Source organism: uncultured Granulicatella sp. (assembly GCF_963516875.1).
In the GTDB taxonomy this organism is placed as follows: Bacteria; Bacillota; Bacilli; order Lactobacillales; family Aerococcaceae; genus Granulicatella.
Genome location: NZ_CAUQCL010000002.1, coordinates 48,525 through 69,080 on the forward strand (window position 1 = coordinate 48,525; position 20,556 = coordinate 69,080).

General features: G+C 32.7%; 17 protein-coding genes, 1 pseudogene and 1 riboswitch. Of the genes and pseudogenes, 12 read left to right on the top strand and 6 right to left on the bottom strand.

Annotation, left to right across the window (positions count from 1 at the left end):
• The first annotated feature begins 28 nt into the window (after window positions 1-28).
• Entirely contained in the window at window positions 29-1,033 is a 1,005-nt protein-coding gene (ccpA, locus tag RWM24_RS01110) for a catabolite control protein A (protein ID WP_314110762.1), read from the top strand.
• 40 nt (window positions 1,034-1,073) lie between these two features.
• Here ccpA and RWM24_RS01115 read toward each other — a convergent pair whose 3' ends face one another.
• The gene (locus RWM24_RS01115; RefSeq protein WP_314110764.1) at window positions 1,074-3,605 is read right to left on the bottom strand and encodes a transglycosylase domain-containing protein; all 2,532 of its coding nucleotides are present in this window, start codon (window positions 3,603-3,605) and stop codon (window positions 1,074-1,076) included.
• Window positions 3,606-3,817: 212 nt separating this feature from the next.
• Between RWM24_RS01115 and rpsP the strand changes: the two genes are divergently transcribed.
• The 4 genes from rpsP (at window position 3,818) to trmD (ending at window position 5,792) form a co-directional block, all read left to right on the top strand.
• Window positions 3,818-4,090, top strand: coding sequence for a 30S ribosomal protein S16 (gene rpsP, locus RWM24_RS01120; RefSeq protein WP_006702874.1), 273 nt, complete (start codon window positions 3,818-3,820; stop codon window positions 4,088-4,090).
• Between the two features lie 39 nt (window positions 4,091-4,129).
• On the top strand, window positions 4,130-4,375 hold the full coding sequence (locus RWM24_RS01125) for a KH domain-containing protein (protein WP_006702873.1): 246 nt from the start codon (window positions 4,130-4,132) through the stop codon (window positions 4,373-4,375).
• Between the two features lie 135 nt (window positions 4,376-4,510).
• On the top strand, window positions 4,511-5,026 hold the full coding sequence (gene rimM / locus RWM24_RS01130; protein ID WP_314110766.1) for a ribosome maturation factor RimM: 516 nt from the start codon (window positions 4,511-4,513) through the stop codon (window positions 5,024-5,026).
• 1 nt (window position 5,027) lies between these two features.
• Entirely contained in the window at window positions 5,028-5,792 is a 765-nt protein-coding gene (trmD, locus tag RWM24_RS01135) for a tRNA (guanosine(37)-N1)-methyltransferase TrmD (protein ID WP_314110940.1), read from the top strand.
• Between the two features lie 290 nt (window positions 5,793-6,082).
• On the opposite strand, the gene RWM24_RS01140 is transcribed toward trmD, so the two are convergent.
• Window positions 6,083-6,973, bottom strand: a complete 891-nt coding sequence (locus RWM24_RS01140; protein WP_314110768.1) for a helix-turn-helix domain-containing protein — start codon at window positions 6,971-6,973, stop codon at window positions 6,083-6,085.
• Window positions 6,974-7,075: 102 nt separating this feature from the next.
• On the opposite strand from RWM24_RS01140, the gene RWM24_RS01145 reads away from it, so the two are divergent.
• Window positions 7,076-8,260: an MFS transporter gene (locus RWM24_RS01145; protein ID WP_314110769.1), complete on the top strand. Its 1,185-nt coding sequence runs from the start codon at window positions 7,076-7,078 to the stop codon at window positions 8,258-8,260.
• Window positions 8,261-8,567: 307 nt separating this feature from the next.
• On the top strand, window positions 8,568-8,915 hold the full coding sequence (gene rplS, locus RWM24_RS01150) for a 50S ribosomal protein L19 (protein WP_006702870.1): 348 nt from the start codon (window positions 8,568-8,570) through the stop codon (window positions 8,913-8,915).
• Window positions 8,916-8,998: 83 nt separating this feature from the next.
• Here rplS and RWM24_RS01155 read toward each other — a convergent pair whose 3' ends face one another.
• Window positions 8,999-9,823 (bottom strand): hypothetical protein, encoded by an 825-nt coding sequence (locus RWM24_RS01155; protein WP_314110771.1) that lies wholly within the window; start codon window positions 9,821-9,823, stop codon window positions 8,999-9,001.
• Window positions 9,824-9,987: 164 nt separating this feature from the next.
• A riboswitch (SMK box riboswitch) is annotated at window positions 9,988-10,064 on the top strand.
• Between RWM24_RS01155 and metK the strand changes: the two genes are divergently transcribed.
• A complete protein-coding gene (gene metK / locus RWM24_RS01160) occupies window positions 10,062-11,231 on the top strand; it encodes a methionine adenosyltransferase (RefSeq protein ID WP_314110773.1) in 1,170 nt (389 codons plus the stop codon). It overlaps the preceding riboswitch by 3 nt.
• Before the next feature lie 48 nt (window positions 11,232-11,279).
• Here metK and RWM24_RS01165 read toward each other — a convergent pair whose 3' ends face one another.
• Complete coding sequence (locus tag RWM24_RS01165; protein WP_020991322.1) at window positions 11,280-11,423, bottom strand: DUF4044 domain-containing protein; 144 nt, start codon at window positions 11,421-11,423, stop codon at window positions 11,280-11,282.
• A gap of 165 nt (window positions 11,424-11,588) precedes the next feature.
• On the opposite strand from RWM24_RS01165, the gene gndA reads away from it, so the two are divergent.
• Entirely contained in the window at window positions 11,589-13,022 is a 1,434-nt protein-coding gene (gene gndA, locus RWM24_RS01170) for an NADP-dependent phosphogluconate dehydrogenase (RefSeq protein WP_314110775.1), read from the top strand.
• 233 nt (window positions 13,023-13,255) lie between these two features.
• On the opposite strand, the gene RWM24_RS01175 is transcribed toward gndA, so the two are convergent.
• Window positions 13,256-13,450 (bottom strand): YjzD family protein, encoded by a 195-nt coding sequence (locus RWM24_RS01175; RefSeq protein ID WP_314110776.1) that lies wholly within the window; start codon window positions 13,448-13,450, stop codon window positions 13,256-13,258.
• A gap of 168 nt (window positions 13,451-13,618) precedes the next feature.
• Between RWM24_RS01175 and dnaE the strand changes: the two genes are divergently transcribed.
• The 3 genes and pseudogenes from dnaE to pyk form a co-directional block, all read left to right on the top strand.
• A complete protein-coding gene (gene dnaE, locus RWM24_RS01180; protein ID WP_314110778.1) occupies window positions 13,619-16,957 on the top strand; it encodes a DNA polymerase III subunit alpha in 3,339 nt (1,112 codons plus the stop codon).
• A gap of 103 nt (window positions 16,958-17,060) precedes the next feature.
• Window positions 17,061-18,026, top strand: coding sequence for a 6-phosphofructokinase (gene pfkA / locus RWM24_RS01185; protein WP_314110780.1), 966 nt, complete (start codon window positions 17,061-17,063; stop codon window positions 18,024-18,026).
• A 16-nt stretch (window positions 18,027-18,042) separates the two neighbouring features.
• A pseudogene (gene pyk, locus RWM24_RS01190) lies at window positions 18,043-19,452 on the top strand (pyruvate kinase); the annotation flags it as partial.
• Between the two features lie 455 nt (window positions 19,453-19,907).
• Here pyk and lexA read toward each other — a convergent pair.
• The gene (lexA, locus tag RWM24_RS01195) at window positions 19,908-20,531 is read right to left on the bottom strand and encodes a transcriptional repressor LexA (RefSeq protein WP_314110782.1); all 624 of its coding nucleotides are present in this window, start codon (window positions 20,529-20,531) and stop codon (window positions 19,908-19,910) included.
• Between the last annotated feature and the right edge of the window lie 25 nt (window positions 20,532-20,556).

A 20,556-nucleotide genomic window follows, 5' to 3' on the forward strand; every position in this document is an offset into this window, starting at 1 on the left:
TTTTTTAAATAATTAAAGGAGAATAGATATGGAAAAGCAGACAATTACAATTTATGATGTTGCACGTGAAGCAAATGTATCTATGGCAACAGTTTCCAGAGTTGTTAATGGAAATCCAAATGTAAAACCAGCAACAAGAAAAAAAGTTCTAGATGTTATCGATGAATTAGATTATCGTCCAAATGCAGTTGCACGTGGACTAGCAAGTAAAAAAACAACGACAGTAGGGGTAATTATTCCTGATGTAACAAACTTATATTTTTCAAGTTTAGCAAGAGGAATTGATGATATCGCTACAATGTATAAATATAATATTATTTTAGCGAATTCAGATCAAAATAATCATAAAGAAATTCAAGTATTAAATACATTATTATCTAAACAAGTAGATGGAATTATTTACATGGGGAATAATTTAACATCTGAGTTACGTGCAGAAATTGTACGTTCGAAAACACCGATTGTATTAGCAGGAACAATTGATCCAGAGCATGTAGTGGCTTCTGTAAATATTGATTACAAAGTAGCGACACAAGAAGCGATTCAACAATTGATTGAAAATGGACATAAAAACATTGCATTTGTTACAGCTTCACTAAAAAATACAGTAGCTTCTGATTTAAGATTAGAAGGTTATAAGTCTGCTTTATCAGTAGCAAATATTGAATTTAATGATAAATTTGTATACGAAATTCCAATGACTTATCAATGTGGAGAAGTGTTGGCTGAAAAATTAGTACAAGCGGGCATTACAGCAGCAGTTGTGACAGATGATGAAGCAGCAGTTGGCTTAATTAATGGATTATATGATTTAAGCGTAAAAGTACCAAAAGATTTTGAAGTGATTTCAAGTAATAATTCAAAATTAACAAAAATGACTCGTCCTACATTATCAACCATTGCACCACCTCTTTATGATATCGGGGCAGTTGCAATGAGATTGTTAACGAAAATTATGAATAAGGAAGAAGTAGTTGAAACTGAAATTACATTACCTTATAAAATTGAGTACAGACAATCCACTAAATCATAATACAAAGAAGACTTCGAGTGAAAGCTCGAAGTCTTCTTCTTTAGTTTCTAGATTTTGTACTTTGCGCTGTTGAAGAAGTAGGTTTTTCAGAGGAAGATTTCTTCTTATCTTTCTCTTTATCTTCACTGGATTCTTTTTCTTTTTCAGCTTTTTTCTTTTCTTCTTCTTTTTCTTTATCACTTAATCCATTCCAATATTTTTCTAATTCTGCATTTGTAGCACCTACAGCAAAATGATAAGTTGGAGCGATTGGACCGAAGTCTTTTTTAAATAAATCGGTAGTAGTATCACCACTAATTGAATAAGTTTGTCCATTATAAGAAGCAGAACCAGATTTAGTTCCAGTTGCAGAAACAACAGAATCTTGATAAACGGTTGAAGGTTGTACAAATTTTGCACTTTGATTAAACAAGCTAGGTTTTGCACTATAAATTGCATTCATGAGACTAGTCCAGTTTCTTAAACTTCTCATTGTTGGATGTCCATAACCATCTGCTTCAGTAATCGAATAACGAGCACTATAGAAGTTATCGTATCCAATCCATGAGCCTAGTGTTACTTCTGGAGTATATCCAACGAACCAGTTATCAATTTCAAATTCAGATGTACCAGTTTTTCCAGCGATATCTGAAGTGAATTTTAAATTCCCTTTAATATTATAAAAATCAGTTGTTGCAGCAACTTGACGTAAAATGTCAGTTGTTAAATACGCTGTTGCGGGTGAAAATACTTGAGTTGAAACATCTTCATGTTGATACACAACTTTTCCACGGATATCTTCAATTTTTTCAATTAAATAAGCTTCGTGGTGTACACCGCCATTTGCTAGAGTAGAAAAAGCGCTCGTTTGTTCCATTACCGTAGGTCCAGTTTTTGTTCCACCAATTGATAATGCGATATTTTGATATTCTTCTTCACCAATTCCTTGAATCCCCATTTTCTTTAAATATTCTCCAGCATTAATGCCTTTAGAAAGCATTGTTTGGAAAATTTTAATCGTTGGATTATTTAATGAATTTTTCAATGAATGACGAGCTGTTAAGAAATTGTTGGAAATCCGGTTCCCATAGTTTGTAGGTTCCCAATAAGTTCCATTTTGTTGTAAAATACTAATTTTTGTATCCGGAATAATACTTGCTGGATAAATAATATTATTTTCCATTGCAGGAGCATAAACGAGAATTGGTTTAATCGTAGAACCAGGAGAACGATGCGTTGTAAAAGCATGATCCACTTGGTTTACTTGGAAATCTCGTCCAGCTACAAAGCCTAATATACGACCACTATTATTTTCAATTAAAACAGCACCATTTTGAGCCATATCTGTTTGTTTTTTTGCTTCACCAGTATTTTGGTCAATATAAGGTGTTTGGTAAGTTGGTCCAATTTTACTGCCGTTTATAGCTGTGGATTCTTGCATAGCTTCATAGATACCTTGGTCAATAGTCGAAGTAATTTTGTACCCACCTGTTGCTAATTCTGCATTTGCACGGTCATAATAGCGATTGAATAATTCAGTATCTTTTTTTAACTGCTCATAAGTTAAACGATCTTTTTCAGCCATTTTTTTCATCAAAATTTTTGTAGCTTCACGATTAACTGCTTGGTATAAATACGATTGACGTTGAGTTGAAATTTCTTCTGGTTCTAAAAAGTCTTGAGTAATATCATAAGCTAATGCTTCTTCATATTGTTGCTTCGTAATTTTCTTTTCACGATACATACTAAACAATACAGTCTTCATACGAGAAAGCCCTGCAGAAACATCTTCTTTTAGAGTAGCGTAGTTCGTATACGGTGTATACGTAATTGGATTTTGAGGCATTCCGACTAAATAAGCTGCCTGAGGTAAAGTTAAATCTTTTGCTGATACTCCAAAGACACCTTGCGCAGCTTCTTCAATACCTGAAATATTTAATCCATTATGATTTCGTCCAAATGGAGAAACATTTAAGTAAGCCTCTAAAATTTGATCTTTAGAAAAATGTTTTTCTAAACGAAGAGCATATAAAATTTCATTGGCTTTTCGTTTAAAGGTTACTTCACTTGTCAAAATTTGTTGTTTAATTAATTGTTGCGTTAAAGTTGAACCACCAGAAACTCCTGAATTAGAAGAGACAGCTTCTTGAAGCAGTGCACGGACTAGAGCTTTTGGAACAATTCCGTTATGTTGATAGAAATAACTATCTTCTGTTGCAACGATTCCATCTTTTACATATGGAGAAATTTTATCTAATGTAGTCACTAATCGAACTTCATCGCTTGTTACATCAGAAATTTTTTCGCCATCTTGATAATAGAAACTTGAAACTAAATTCAGATTCGTAATCGCATCTGCCATTTCTTCCTGTGTTAAAGGTTTTTCATGGGCAGTTAAACTTGCAAAATATCCTAAACCAATACCCGTTCCAAAAATTCCTAATAAAATGCATCCACATAAAAGGATAAATAATAGATTTTTGATAACGGAGAAGCTTACATTAAAGATAAAACGTAAGTTTTTTTGCAAGGGTTGATTCCAAAAATTCAAGAATTCTTTTGAAAATTCTCGAAAGTTATTTGAATTTGGCATACTCTCAACTCTTTTCTTTTTAAGTATAATATCAGCCATATTATATCAAATAATTTAAGAAAACGCTAATTTCTTCATAAAATAAGGGTTTTGAGAGGGAAAAGTAAAAAAATGAATAAAAAAATAAGGGTGTAAAGAAAAAATACTTTACAACTGATTTCTTTTCTGATAATATTACTAACTGTGAGATGAAAACATGGAGGTGTAAAAAAATGGCAGTTAAAATTCGTTTAAAACGTATGGGATCTAAGAAAAATCCTTTCTACCGTGTAGTAGTTGCAGATTCACGTTCTCCACGTGATGGACGTTTCATTGAAACAGTTGGTACTTACAACCCAGTTGCAAACCCAGCACAAGTTTCAATCAACGAAGAATTAGCATTAAAATGGTTAGCTAACGGAGCTCAACCTTCAGATACTGTTCGTAACTTATTATCACAACAAGGTATCATGAAGAAATTCCACGAATCAAAGTTTTCTAAGTAATTATTCGCATCGAGATAATTCGGTAAAGAGGTGAAAAGAATGCCTGATATTCGTGAATTAATTTTAGCAATCGTTCAACCATTGGTTGATTTTCCTGATGATGTTACTATTGAAGTTGCAGAATCAGATGAATTTTTAGAATACACATTACGTGTGAATTCTGAAGATATTGGACGTGTGATTGGAAAACAAGGACGTGTTGCTCGTGCAATTCGTACAATTGTTTATAGTGTTCGCACTAGAAACCAAAAACGTGTTCGTTTAAGCATTGAAAACAATGACTAGAAAAAAGTTCAACAATTTCTTTATAGAAGTTGTTGAACTTTTTGTTTATCACTTCAAAAAAGGATTTTGTTTGCAATTTTGTTTAATTCTCACGTATGATAACAGTAATGAATTGTGAGGAGGAAAATAGAAAAGATGTCACAATATTTTAAAGTAGGAAAAATTGTAAATACACAAGGATTAAAAGGGGAAGTTCGTGTAATTTCTACAACGGACTTTGCAGAAGATCGTTATCAAAAAGGAGTAGAATTAGCTTTATTTAGAGATGGGGAATTTGAAAAATTATTAACGATAAAAAGTCATAGACGTCATAAAAATTTTGATTTATTAACATTTGAAGATCATCCCCGAATTGAAGATGTGGAAGGCTATAGAGATTGTTTATTAAAAGTGTCAAGCGATGCTCTAGAAGAATTGGAAGATGACGAATTATATTATCATGAAGTCGTTGGATTAGAAATCATTACTGATGAAGGAGAATATTTAGGGAAAGTATCTGAAATATTATCTCCAGGTTCCAATGATGTTTGGGTCGTAAAACAAAGAGGGAAGAAAGATTTATTAATTCCATTTATCGAACCAGTAGTTTATAAAATCGATAAAGAAAATAAACAAGCATTTATTCATGTATTAGAAGGGTTGTTTGACTAAGATGAGAATTGATGTTTTAACATTATTCCCTGAAATGTTTGCTCCTATGGAACAATCGATGATGAAAAGAGCTATCGAAAAAGATAAAATTTCATTTGATACGATTGATTTTAGAGATTTTGCCTTTCATAAACATAATCGAGTAGATGATTATGTCTTTGGTGGTGGAGCTGGTTTATTATTAAAAGTAGAACCGATTGACCGTGCTTTAAAAGATTTAGAACAGAGAACGCCAGAAACTAAAAAGAGAGTAATTTTACTAGATCCAGCAGGTAAGAAATTTGGACAGTCTGATGCTGAAGCATTAGCCAAAGAAGAACATTTAGTTTTTATTTGTGGGCATTATGAAGGATATGATGAGCGTATTCGAACGTTAGTAACCGATGAATATTCTATTGGAGATTTTGTTTTAACAGGTGGAGAATTAGGCGCAATGGTGATGATTGATGCCACTGTTCGATTAATTCCAGATGTATTAGGGAATTACGAATCAGCAATTGGAGATTCTCATTCAATGGGCTTGTTAGAGCATCCTCAATATACTCGTCCAAGAGAATATGAAGGGATGGAAGTTCCAGAAGTATTATTTAGTGGGAATCATGCAAAAATTGCAACATGGCAGAAAAAAGAATCCTTAAGAAGAACGTATCAAAGAAGACCTGATTTATTAGAGAATTATTCATTAGATAAAGAAGAAGAAAAATTATTACAAGAAATTATTCAAGAAGAGAGTATGAATCATGAGTCAGAAATAATCTCAGAATAATCTAATGCAAATGGAAGCAATATTTCAAGAATCAGAATGATGGCTATAAATGAAACAATTGGCAATTTCACATCAAATCCAAAAATTAACATACAATCCCATCGTCACATCAAAAAAGTTATAAGTAAGAGATGACGATTTCAGGAAGAGCAGTGTATCTTTTAAAACATAAGGGTTATTCTAATATTTTTATTTTGAAAAATGGATATGATACTTGGAAAGGGAAGGTCAAAAAAGGGTATTAAAGATCAAATTAAAATCACTAAAAAGAGAGTTGAAGACCTCTCTTTTTAGTGATTTTTATGTTCAAAAAGCATTCTAAATTCATTTTTTGGTAATAGTAATTTTAATTGATTTTTAGTTTGATCATAAAGACAAGAATCAGTTTCTAATACGTGAAGAGTTTGTAGTATTTGTTTTAATTTTAATAATTCGTGAGTATCATTAGTTAGTTTAAATTGTAAAATTGAATTTAAGCTTATTGTTTTTAAACGGTGGTAGTAATCACGTTTATGCATTGGGTAATTCAATAGTAGGTTCATAAAAAAGATTGCATTTGGATAATCATGTCTTTCTAAACAAGTGATAATTGTATTATTAAGCATCATGTAGGCAAGTGAAAACTCATAACTGATTTTTCTATATAATTTTTGAAATCTTTTGATAGTAATTGATGATAATTGAATCATTTGGTCATGAGGAAAAATATTTAGACAATGACAGTACAGATAATATTCTGAATATGTCCAATTTTCCATATCGTTTAAATATTGAATTATTTTATTCTTACTTTGTTCTTCGTCTATTGTGTTTTTCCCTTCTAACTTTGTGATTAATAGATTAATAAATATTTCTGAAATATATTTATCTGAGAAAAATTCAAGTTGACTTTTTTTATTTTGTATTTCTTTCAATTGTTGGTAATTTCGATTTGCATATAACTGATGTATCTCAAAAATTGAATAATTCTTTTCTTTTTTAGATAGATTTTCATGAACTTCCATAAATTCTATGAATTCAACTTCCATCCGATTGAGCAATAATAAAAAATTAGTTAATGAAATATCAGATAAATTTCTTTCTACTTTTGATAGAAAGGCTACCGTTACAATATCTCTTGCTACATATTCAAGAGTTAATGATTTTGATTTTCTAAAATATCTTAATGTATGACCGAACATTTACTCATTCCTTTTATATAATATGACAAAAATAATTGTTATATTTATTTTACAGATATAATAGAAAAAAACAATAATTATCTCTCGAAAGGAAGTACAAATTTGAATCGCAATTATAAAATTTTATGGACAACATTTTTAATTTCTAATTTTGGAGACTGGTTGAGGAAATTAGCATTACCGTTACTTGTTTTTGAAAAAACAGGTTCATCCTTTCACATGGCGTCTTTATATGGAATCTCTTTTTTACCATGGATTACTTTTTCACTTGTTGGAGGGGTATTGGCAGATAAATATAAAAAAACTTCTATTATTTCGTTCGGACATTTGATATCTTTGTTATTCCTAGGTTTGTTAATTGCTGCATTTAATGGTGAACAATTATTTCTTCCTTTACTATATTTATTAACATTTTTACTATCTTCTATAGAACCTCTGATACATCCGGCTTTTCAAAGTTTGTTACCCCAGATTGTGGAAATAAAATCTTTGACGAGAGCAAATTCAGGTTTGCAACTAATTGATAACACGTTGAATTTAATTGGTCCTATGATTAGTGGAATTGTTTTGATTCTTTTTCCACCTTTAAATTCTTTATGGATTAATGCACTTACTTTTCTTGTTGCAGGGTTAGTAATTCTTCGTATTGATTCTAGAGTGAATCAAATGAAAGATAAAAAGGATTCTCTTTCTCAAACAATAAAATTAGGGTTTGCTGAAGTGAAAAAAAATAAAGTAATTCTCTGTGGTTCTCTTTTATTTTTTGGAACCAATTTTGGAATACATCTATTTCAAGCTAATCTTGTATATTATATTACAGATATTTTAGGATATTCTGCTTTCCATTATGGAGTAATTCTATCAATGGGTGGTGTAGGCTCTGTTTTAGGTTCGATAATCTCTCCTAAAATTATTTCTAAATTTAATTATGGAAAAATCATTTCAGTCTGTACAATTTTTGCAGGAGTGGCAACTATTTGTATTTCTTTATATTCAAATTATATATACATTGGGAGTTTATTAGGTGTTAGTACATTCTTTGGCAATATTAATGCAATTACTTATTTTACATTAAGACAAAAGATGATTAAACAAGAGATGTTAGGGAGAGTGATTAGTATTACAAGAATGATTTCATATGCCTCTATTCCGTTAGGTGCATATTTAGGTGGTATATTAGTTAATTATGGATCTTCGATCTTTATTATTATATTAATTGCAGGTAGTATTCGATTTTTCGTGGGAATATTAGGCTTTTTAAGTCCTTTAGGGCAAAATTCATTTTAAAATTAATTTTTAAATTTGTAGAAATCTTAATCCAGAGAAAGTTCATATCGGATGATAAATATCTTGTTTTAGGAGGATTGTGAATAAATCTATTGCAACATTACTTGGGACATTTTTACTTGTTTTTAATTGGGACATTATCAATTGTGTTTGACAAGAATTTTAAAAAGTAAAGTAAAAATACTTTACAAGTATTCATTTATATGATAAACTCACAAAAGTGGATAGGAGACTGTCCATATAGAACGATATTCCGCTGATTGGATATTTTGCCAAATCATGAATGTTTGTTGGAAGGAGAAAAAACATGAGCAAATTAATCGATAGCTTAACACAAGAACAATTACGTTCTGATATTCCTGCTTTCCGTCCTGGGGACACTGTACGTGTTCACGCTAAGGTAGTTGAAGGAACTCGTGAGCGTATCCAAATCTTCGAAGGTGTTGTTATTAAACGTCGTGGTGCTGGTATCAGCGAAACTTACACAGTACGTAAAGTTTCTAACGGTGTTGGTGTGGAACGTACATTCCCATTACACACTCCACGTGTAGCACAAATCGAAGTAGTTCGTTACGGTAAAGTTCGTCGTGCTAAATTATATTACTTACGTAACTTACGTGGTAAAGCAGCACGTATCCAAGAACGTCGTCGTTAATAGAAAGATTAACCTTCTTGAGAAATCAAGAAGGTTTTTTTGTATGAAAAATCCCTTCATCTTATACGACGAAGGGGATTATCTTATAGTTGATAAAAAATTCCAATTAAAATCGTTAATAATGTAGCGTACCAATAGAAATAGGTGCCGATACGACTAGGTTTAGCCGATTTCTTTAAAAGAAGATGATACAAAATTGGAACAATTCCACTAATGCCAATTAAAATTAAAGCAAATACTGAAAAGTGCGATCCTACAAAATAAAAACTAATAGGATAAGCAATGAACCAACATAAGTTAAATACAAATGATAAAAATAGACTCCAGACAGGATATTCTATTTTCTCAGAATTAGAGCGCTCAGTAGCTTTTTGCTTAAATTGAATGATACTAATTCCAAAAATGGCAAAGCATAAAAATACTTGGAAAATGCTGTTAGGAATTTGATGTGTAATCATATAATACATTAAAAAATTTCCAACAGTGAATTTTGCTAAACTATTTAACAGTACATGATATACATAGGCTGGATGATTCGATTGTAAATGGAAAATCCAACTATGATTTACACCAACGAGTAGTATTGCAATAATTCCAATTCTGATTCCAAAAGTTTGAACAAAATAAACGATTGGTAACAGTAACAAGAAGTTTGTTAGTAGTAGTACAACGGATTGTCCACGTTTTGGAACTTTATAAAATTTGGAATACATCATTTCTTGTAAATGAATGATAAACAAGAAAAAATATAATACGAGTACGTCAGAAATTGGAATCGCATTTGTTTTAATGGCTAGAAAAAATCCTAAAAATGAAAAACTGATAGGAGCTAAAATGAAACTCCATAATGGATTTGTCAATTGCTTCATATAAGGTATTTCTGGATGTGCCAATGAATTTACGGACATATAAATTACCTCGAATTTACTTTTTTATTTTCATGATAGGTAAATTAATTCAGCTTGTCAAGCAGAATTTAAACGATTACATAATATTTTCACAAAATAAATGAATAAAATAGGCAAATTATGCTATGAATTTTGAAAAATAATGCTATAATGGTTGAGTCTTAAAAAAATATGATATTCCCGAGAGGATGCACAATGTGTAGATGCCTTGTAACCGGAATTGAATGGGGGAAAAACAATGGAAAAAATTTTATTTACATCGGAGTCTGTTACAGAAGGACATCCCGATAAAATCGCAGACCAAATTAGTGATGGAGTATTAGATGCTATTTTAGATCAAGACCCAACTGCTCGTGTAGCCTGCGAAACAGTCGTTAATACAGGTTTAGTCGTTTTAGTTGGTGAAATTACAACAACAGCTACAGTCGATTATCAACAAATTGCAAGAGATACGATTCGTAAAATTGGTTATGCTGATCGTAAGTATGGCTATGATGCGGATAGCGTTGCTGTTATGGTTTCATTAGATAAACAATCACCTGACATTGCTATGGGGGTTAATGATGCTTTAGAGACTCGTGGACAACAAGAAGAGTTTGGAGCTGGTGACCAGGGGTTAATGTTTGGTTTTGCAACTAATGAAACAGATACTTACTTACCAATGCCAATTTACTTAAGTCATCAATTGGCTTATCAATTAGCAAAAGTTCGTAAAGAAAAACAATTAGATTATTTAGGACCAGATGGTAAAGTTCAAGTAACGGTTGAGTACACTACTGACCATAAAGTAAAACGTATTGACACAATTGTGGTAAGTACACAACATGATGAAGAAATTTCTCAAGAACAAATTCATCGTGATGTTCTAGAATATGTGGTTAAACCAGTTGTACCAAGTGAATTGTTAGATGATGAAACACGTTACTTCATTAATCCAACAGGAAAATTTGTAATCGGTGGACCAGTTGGAGATTCTGGATTAACAGGTCGTAAAATCATCGTAGATACTTACGGTGGATATGCTCGCCATGGTGGAGGAGCATTCTCAGGAAAAGATGCTACTAAAGTAGACCGTTCTGCAAGTTATGCTGCTCGTTATATTGCTAAAAACGTAGTAGCTGCAGGTTTAGCAGATAAATGTGAAATCCAATTAGCGTATGCGATTGGGGTAGCTCAACCAGTATCGATTTCTGTGGATACTTTTGGAACAAATCATGTTTCAGAAGAAAAACTAATTTCTGCGATTCGTAAAGTATTCAAGTTAACTCCAAAAGGAATTATTGAAACATTACAATTACGTAGACCAATTTACCAACAAACTGCTGCTTACGGACATTTTGGACGTAAAGATGTAGATTTACCATGGGAACAATTAGATAAAGTAGAAGCTTTAAAAGCGGAATTTTAATGAAATAAAAAAACGATTATAACGTAGAGGTTATAATCGTTTTTTTTACTATTTATAATTCATAACAGTCATTGCAAATTGGAATACAATTACGCCTAATGTTGCTAATAACATAAACCATACAACAACACGGGTGATTTTTTCCATTGTTGAAAGATTACGTTTTTGTTTTTTTCTTGGTTTTCTTGACACTAATATCTCTCCTTTAATTCAAATCATAGTTAGTTTACATGAATTAGTTTAATTACACAAGTAGAATAATGATGAAAATTTTCTTTGAGTGCAAATAGCTTTCCTAAAATTGTAAATTTTGGTATGATGACAAGGTAAATTTATAAATATTGGAGGAATTTTAAAATGTCAAAACAACAAATTGGTGTCGTTGGTATGGCAGTAATGGGTCGTAATTTAGCTTTAAATATTGAAAGTCGTGGTTATTCAGTTTCAATTTTTAACCGTTCATCTTCAAAAACAGATGAAGTGATTGCATTAAATCCAGACAAAAAATTAGTTCCAACTTATACAGTGGAAGAGTTCGTGGATTCATTAGAAAAACCAAGAAGAATTTTATTAATGGTTAAAGCTGGTGAAGCAACTGACAAAACAATTCAAAGTTTATTACCACATTTAGATAAAGGAGATATCTTAATTGATGGAGGAAATACATTCTTCCAAGATACTATTCGTCGTAATGAAATGTTAGCGAACTCAGGTATTAACTTTATTGGAACAGGTGTTTCAGGTGGTGAAGAAGGAGCGTTAAAAGGTCCTGCGATTATGCCTGGTGGACAAAAAGATGCGTATGATTTAGTAGCGCCAATCTTAGAAGAAATTGCTGCTAAAGCTGATGATGGAGCACCATGTGTGACTTATGTAGGTCCAAATGGAGCAGGTCATTATGTAAAAATGGTTCATAATGGTATCGAATATGGTGATATGCAATTAATCGCTGAAAGTTATGATATTTTACGTCGTGTAGGTGGATTAACAGTTGAAGAAACTGCAGAAGTATTCAAATCTTGGAATACTGGTGAATTAGATAGTTACCTAATTGAAATTACTGCGGATATTTTAACGAAAAAAGATCCTGAAACTGGTAAACCAATGGTTGAAGTAATTATGGATACAGCTGGAAATAAAGGTACTGGTAAATGGACTTCTCAAAGTGCATTAGACTTAGGTGTTCCTCTACCATTAATTACAGAATCTGTATTTGCACGTTATATTTCTACATTAAAAGAAGAACGTGAAGTTGCAAGTAAAGAATTATCTCCAATTAAAGTTCCTGAATTATCAAATACTGAAAAACAAGCATTAGTTGAATCTGTTCGTAAAGGTTTGTATTTCTCTAAAATTATGAGTTATGCACAAGGATTCGCTCAAATGCGTGTTGCAAGTGAAGAGTTTGATTGGAACTTAAATTATGGTGAAATTGCTAAAATTTTCCGTGCTGGATGTATTATTCGTGCTCAATTCTTACAAAAAATTACGGATGCATTTGAACGTGATCCAGAATTGAAAAACTTATTATTAGATAAATACTTCTTATATGTAACTGAATCTTATCAAGAAGCGGTTCGTGAAGTTGTTGTAACGGCTGTTAAAGCGGGAATTCCTGTTCCAACATTCTCAAGTGCATTGGCTTATTTTGATTCTTATCGTTCAGAAGTGTTACCAGCTAACTTAATTCAAGCGCAACGTGATTACTTTGGTGCTCATACTTATAATCGTGTGGACAAACCAGGAGTATTCCACTTCGAATGGGCGCAAGAACGTGAGATCGAACAATAATATTAATAGATATTTCAAATAAGACTATCCTATTGTAGCTTAGGACGCAAGCAGCCTCGCGAAGCGAGTCTCATTGCTAAATTTCGAGCCTAAGGTCTCGAAATTTCCTGTACAAGAAGCCAAGTGGCTTCTTGTACTTGAGCTACTATGGGTAGTCTTTTTGGTTTTGGAATTCATTAGGTAGTTTGCGTAATCTCTTATAATAAAAAAAGCATCTCGTTGAGATGCTTTTTTTATTGATGTGATTGTGGTGCTGTTTTTGTTGGTTTCATGAAGACATGTTGGATGAATACAATTCCGCATGAAATTAACACTCCAACGATTACAGCATTTGTAAAGTTATATGGGGATTGTGCTAATGCAGAACCTAAATAATAAGTTACTTGACTTAAAATAAATCCCCAAACAAAAGTTACGAGGTATTTCATTTCGACACCTTCTTTCAAATCCATTATAGACAATGAATGAAATTCATACAAGTAAAATTTCTTAAAGCTTACTTGAATCAAATTGTAAAAAAACAATACCACAATATTTGTACAAAATTCTATTCAACCGTTATAATAAGTGAGAAGAACTGGCAGAAAGGAATCGTTATGACATTTACAATTTTACAAGTTACAAGTGGCTATAGCTTATTAAAAAGCACCATTGATTTATATAAATATGTAATGACTGCTAAAACATTAGGGTATAAAAAATTAGCCTTAACAGATGAAGGTGTTTTGCATGGCGCAATTGAATTTTATAATTTATGTCGTCAACAGCAGATTGAACCGATGATTGGTTGTGTTTTCCAATATAAGCAATGGAGAAATGCAGAATTCTTATCATCCATGATTGTTTATGCAAAAGATGAAAGAGGATATCAAACATTAATCGAATTATCGACTCAATATCAAAAATCCAAAGTAGTATCAAAAGACATGGAACAAAAAATGAAAGAAGGTTCCAAACATTTACAATTAGTATTCCCACAAGAAAATAGTGAATGGGCATTGGAATGTTCGAACGGTGAAGTGGCTTTTCAACGTTGGTTATTTAAAGCTGAAGAGCGTTATTTTGCAAATATTTATTTAGGAATTGAATCAAACCAACCTTTACCCATTTCATTAGAACAATTGGAAGAATGGGGGCAAGATTTTTCCATGAAACTACTTCCTTTTGTGAAAACTTTTTATTTAAAAGCTGAGGATGATTTTAGTTATCGTGTGTTAAAAGCTATTGGAGATGGAGAAACAGTAAGTACCACTCAAGCTGAGGTGAGCGGACAATATTATTTACAAGATGAGAAGACTTTAACGCAACATTGGTCGACTGTACTAGAAGGAAGGTTAGTTCACCAATTACAAACGTTTGTCGATTCATTAAAATGGGAACTTCCAAAGCATGAACTATTACTTCCAAAATTCCAAACTCCTGAAGGGAAAACGAGTCAAGAATATTTAGTAGAAATTTGTCAGCAATCTTTAGAAGAAAAAAACTTAATGAATAATGATTATCAGACTCGTCTGAAGTATGAGTTATCCATCATTCACCAAATGGGATTTGACGATTATTTTTTAATTGTATGGGATATTATGAAATATGCTCATGAAGCAGGAATTCAAACAGGCCCAGGTCGTGGTTCAGCGGCGGGTTCATTAGTATCCTATTTATTGAATATTACGAAGGTAGACCCAATTGAGTACGATTTATTATTTGAACGTTTCTTAAATCCAGAACGATATACGATGCCTGATATTGACTTAGATTTTCCAGATAATCGAAGAGAAGATATCTTAGAGTATGTACGTAGAAAATATGGTGAAAATCATGTGGCACAAATTGCGACTTTTGGAACTTTTGGAAGTAAGCAAGCGTTAAGAGATGTATGTAGAGTGTTAGGTGTTACAACTGTACAAGCGGGTGAATGGTCTAAAGCAGTTCCGAATCAATTGGGAATTAATCTAAAGAGTGCCTATGAGCAGTCGAAAAGTTTACAAGCTTTAGTGTCTAAAAGTCCGAAAAATCAATTGATTTTTGAAACTGCATGTCGAATTGAAGGATTACCTCGACATTTATCTACTCATGCTGCTGGTGTAGTGCTATATGATAAGCCACTAACGGAAGTCATTCCTTTAATGGATAAAGAACAACAATTGCCAATCACACAATATACGATGAAATATGTTGAACAAATTGGATTATTAAAAATGGATTTCTTAGGGTTAACAAATTTATCAATTTTACATGATTCGATTGAATTAACTAAAAAGATATATCAACGTGAAATGAGTTTAAATGAAATTCCGTTAGATGATAAGAAAACTATTGAATTATTCCAAGAAGCTGATACGAATGGGATATTTCAATTTGAATCAGATGGCATTCGTAGGGTATTGAAGAAATTGAAACCAACGAATTTAGAAGATATTGCTGCAGTGAATGCATTATATCGACCAGGTCCAATGGAGCAAATTGATACTTTTATTAAACGCAAGCATGGGCAAGAAGTGGTGAAATATCCGCATCCAATTTTAGAGTCGATTCTTCAATCTACTTATGGAGTCATGGTTTACCAAGAACAAGTCATGCAAGTAACGTCTCAAATGGCTGGATTTACATTGGGACAAGCAGATATCTTACGTCGTGCTATCGGAAAGAAGGACGGTAAAGTCATTGAAACGGAAAAAGCTCATTTTATAGAAGGAGCCATTGAAAAAGGAATTGATGTAGCAAGTGCGACAGAAGTGTATCAATATATTGAACGATTTGCGAATTATGGTTTCAACCGTTCACATGCATTTGCTTATTCCTTATTGGCATACCAATTAGCCTATTTCAAAACTCATTATCCACGAGCTTTTTATACAGCAATTTTAAGATATGTTGGTGATCGTTCTCCAAAATTACAAACGTACTTTATTGAAGCAAAACAAAGAGGAATTGTTATTAAAAATCCATCGATTAATACAAGTTTAGAAGATTATCATGCAACAGTTGACGGAATTTTTATTGGATTAAATGCCATTAAAGGATTAAGAAGAGACTTTATTCAAGAAATTCTTAAACAGAGAAAACAAAATGGACCATTTATTGATTTTATGGATTTTGCCTTTAGAATTGGAAAACGATTTTGTAAAAAAGAAGTGTTGGAAGCCTTAATTGATGCAGGAGCTTTTGATGAATTAGGGAAAAATCGTGCTACTTTACGAGCTACGATTGATGCTGTTATTGAAAGTGTAAAATTTCATGGAAGTAATCTTGCTCTAGAGTTAAATGAAGAAATGTATCCAAAATATTTCGAAGAAGAAGACGGAAACATTATTGAGAGAATTGAACGAGAAATTGCAGTGTTAGGATTTCCAGTATCGGCATTTCCAACGGATCCCTATGAAATATTATATAAAGAACAAAAAGCGAATCGTATTTCTAGTATTTATGAATCAAAATTTGTATCCGTATTAGGAATCCTAAAAAATATTCGGAAGACTCGTACAAAAAAAGGCGAACCAATGGCGTTTGGAACCATTCAAGACGAAACAGGTGAAATGGAATTTGTAGTATTTTCAGAAGTTTATCCATTAGTGTTTTCATTACTAGAAGAAAATCAGTTAGTGTTAATAAAAGGAAAAACGAGAAAAAATTTACAATCAAAATGGCAAGTACAAGTTCAACAAGTATTAAGTTTATTTGAAGTAGAAGGATTAGCACAGGCAGCTTCTATTAAATGTTATGTTAAAATTACAAAAGAACAACAGAATAAAGAAGTATTTGAAAAAATACGAAGTATCATTATTAATAATCCAGGGGATACAACCGTTTTAGTATATATTGAAAGTAAAGATCAAGTGTTTAAAATGAATTTTAACTCAGGATTAATGGTCGATGCTCAGACTTTAAAAGCCCTTTCTGACATTGTTGGTGAAGAAAATGTAAAAATTATAAAATAAAACCCTTTTCATTAATGAAAAGAAAAGACATTTTAAGAGAAAAGTGTTAGAATAGGTAAAGAATTGGATAAGAGTTCCAAATAAAATTTAAGAGGTGAAAAGCTTGAAACGTATTGCAGTTTTAACAAGTGGTGGAGACGCACCAGGTATGAATGCCGCAGTTCGTGCCATCGTTCGTAAAGGAATTTATGAAGGATTTGAAGTCTATGGAATTAACTATGGATTTGCAGGATTAGTTGCAGGAGATATCCGTAAAATGGAAGCTTCTGATGTAGGAGATATGATTGGCCGTGGAGGTACTTTCTTATATTCTGCTCGTTATCCTGAATTTGCACACCGTGAAGGTCAAGAAAAAGGAATCGAACAATTGAAAAAATTCGGTATCGAAGGTTTAGTTGTTATCGGTGGAGATGGAAGTTACCAAGGTGCTGTAGCTTTAACAAAATTAGGATTCCCAACAATTGGAGTTCCAGGAACAATCGATAATGATATTCCAGGTACAGACTATACAATTGGATTTGATACTGCTATTAATACAGTATTAGACTCAGTAGACCGTTTAAGAGACACTGCAACAAGTCACGTTCGTACATTTATTGTTGAAGTAATGGGACGTAATGCAGGGGATATTGCTTTATGGACTGGTATCGGAAGTGGAGCAGAACAAATCTTAATTCCTGAGCAAGACTTTGACATTGCTGAAGTTGCAACTGAATTAAAACGTGGTCGTTTAAATGGAAAAAAACACACGATTATTCTTTTAGCTGAAGGAGTAATGAGTGGTGAAGATTTTGCTAAGAAATTAAAAGAATACGATGATGATTTCCATACTCGTGTAACAGTATTAGGACACGTTCAACGTGGTGGATCTCCAAGTGCTCGTGACCGTGTATTAGCAAGTCGTTTAGGTGCAAAAGCAATCGACCTATTAAAAGAAGGTGTTGGTGGAGTTTGCGTTGGTGTTCGTGGCGAACAAGTGGTTTATAACGATATCGTTGAAACATTAGCAAATGGAAAACATGTACCAAACTTAGAATTATATCAATTAAATAAAGAAATTTCATTTTAATTAAGGAGTAGTTGTTATGAAAAAAACGAAAATTGTATGTACAATTGGACCAGCAAGTGAATCAATTGAAAAATTAACAGCATTAGCAGAAGCAGGAATGAACGTTTCACGTTTAAACTTCTCTCATGGGGACCATGAAGAACATTTAGCACGTATTAACAACATTAAAAAAGTACGTCAAGAAACTGGTAGAATGATTGCTATCTTATTAGATACAAAAGGACCAGAAATTCGTACACATGACATGGAAGGTGGAGCTTTAGAATTCTTCACTGGTGATGTATTACGTATTTCAATGACACAAGTTTTAGGAACAAAAGAAAAAATTTCTATTACTTATCCAGAATTAATTGATGATGTTCAAGTTGGATCTACTATCTTAATCGATGATGGTTTAGTAGGATTAACAGTTACTGAAATTGACCATGCAAATGGAGAAATCGTAACAGTTGTAAATAACAGCGGTGTTGTTAAAAACAAAAAAGGTGTTAACGTTCCAGGCGTAAGCACTAAATTACCAGGAATTACTGAAAAAGATAGAGCAGATATCATCTTCGGTATTGAAAATGATATTGACTATATCGCAGCAAGTTTCGTTCGTCGTGCATCTGATGTTCAAGAAATCAGAGATTTATTAGAAGAACATAATGCAACTCATATTCAAATTATTCCAAAAATTGAAAACCAAGAAGGTATCGACAATATCGATGAAATCTTAGCATTATCTGATGGTTTAATGGTTGCTCGTGGAGACATGGGTGTTGAAATTCCTGCAGAGGAAGTTCCAATCGTTCAAAAAGCTTTAATTAAGAAATGTAATGCTTGTGGTAAACCAGTAATCACAGCTACACAAATGTTAGATTCAATGCAACGTAACCCACGTCCAACTCGTGCGGAAGCAGGGGACGTAGCGAACGCTATCTTCGATGGTACAGATGCTGTAATGTTATCTGGTGAATCAGCAGCAGGGGATTACCCAGTAGAAGCTGTTAAAACAATGGCAAGTATTTGTGTACGTACTGAACGTGAATTACGTGGACAAGATAAATTTAAATTAAAAACTTATGATGCATCAGATGTAGCAGAAGCAATTGCTCGTTCTGTAGCGCATACAGCTAAAAACTTAGATGTTAAAACAATTGTAGCTGCAACTCAATCTGGTCATACTCCAAAAATGATTTCTAAATATCGTCCAAGTGCAAATATTATGGCTATCACATATACTGAACGTCAACAACGTGCTTTAGCATTAGTTTGGGGTGTTCAACCATTTGTAATTGATCGACCTGCATCAACTGATGAAATGTTTAAACTTGCAAATGATATTGTATTAGAAAAAGGTTTTGCTGAAAAAGGAGAATTATTAATTCTTACAGCTGGTCTTAAAGTTGGAGAAACAGGTTCAACAAATATGTTGAAGGTCCAAAAAACATTTTAAGAATTCGAAATAGACTCTTTTATAGTAGTAAAGGACGGCAGCAGACTCGCAAAAGCGAGTCTCATGCCTAACTTTCGAGCCTAAGGTCTCGAAAGTTCCTAGTAAAAGTTGCCGATTAGGCAACTTTTACGCTTACTACTATAAGAGTCTTTTCTATTTGGACGGATAATTACGAGAGAGCGTTTTGGAACAGACCTTTCTATATAGTAGTAAAGGACGCCAGTAGCCACCTAAAGTTGTCTCTTGTGTTAACTACTATGAAAGGTATTTTCTGTTTTGATGGATAAATATGAGAGACATTTTTATGTAATTAGACTTTCCTTGTATAGTAGTATTAGGACGCTAGCAGCCAGCGTTGCTGTCTCATACTGCTATAGAAAGTCTTTTTTTAAAGCAAATAAAAAACTCTTCGTTTTAATAACAAAGAGTTTATGATATTACTATTAAAAAATACGATTACGATAGAGGCTGACTACTTTTCCTAAGATAGTTACATTCGGTAAGATAATCGGATCGAGTAGATCGTTCTCAGGTTCTAGACGAATATGGTCCGATTCTCTGTAAAATCTCTTACAAGTAGCAGTGTCTTCCTCGGTCATCGCAATGACAATTTCACCATTTGAAGCAGTGGATTGTTTTCGTACGATGACAGAGTCACCATCGAAGATTCCTGCATTAATCATACTATCTCCCTTAATAGTTAGCATGAATAAATCTTCCGCATCTTGTTGCAAATCAGGTGGAATTGGAAAGAATCCGTTCGCTTCTTCAATAGCTAAAATCGGAGAACCTGCTGTAACAGTTCCTAACATTGGAATAGCAGTGGCATTTGCTCCAATAGCTCTAAGACCCGATTGAGTTAACTCGATCGCACGAGGCTTACTTGGGTCTCGTTGAATAAAACCATTTTTTTCTAAACGTGCAAGGTGTCCATGTACCGTTGAAGTGGAAGAAAGTCCAACAGCATTACAAATTTCTCGAACAGTTGGTGGATAACCGTGTTCTTTTACTTCCTCATAAATAAATCGTAAAACATCTAATTGTTTTGAATCTTTTCCAGTTGACATTGAATCACCTTCTTTCTCGTTTGCA